The organism is Caulobacter sp. 602-1 (assembly GCF_003931565.1).
GTDB lineage: Bacteria > Pseudomonadota > Alphaproteobacteria > Caulobacterales > Caulobacteraceae > Caulobacter.
In genome coordinates this window covers 1-293 of the sequence record NZ_RRYI01000118.1, presented here as the reverse complement: position 1 = coordinate 293, position 293 = coordinate 1, and the positions used below count along the sequence as shown (strand labels likewise).

General features: G+C 57.7%; 1 protein-coding gene. It reads right to left on the bottom strand.

Annotated elements, in window-relative coordinates:
• Positions 1–71: 71 nt before the first annotated feature.
• Positions 72–293, bottom strand: a 222-nt coding sequence (locus tag EIK80_RS25510) for a DUF6320 domain-containing protein (RefSeq protein WP_199743643.1), incomplete at its 5' end; no start/stop codon positions are given.

Here is a 293-nt window from a genome sequence, read left to right as displayed (position 1 = left end):
ACAACAGATAGTGATGGCCCACAGGGAATCTTCCTGTGGGCCATCACTATTAAACGTCAATATCAGTCAACTTACGCCGAGAACTGTTTGCCGAATTCCGAGAAGAGCTGGCGGCGGGCGAAGACGAGCAGGCCGAGCAGCACCAGCAGGGAGACCAGCCCGCTGACCATCACCAGCACATCCCACGGAGCCCAGCCGAGCGGAATGAACGTCAGCGGCAGTAGGCCAGCGACGATGTCGAATGCCAGATATTTGGCGTATTGGTCGATGGCCTTGGCCCGCAGCACGATAAG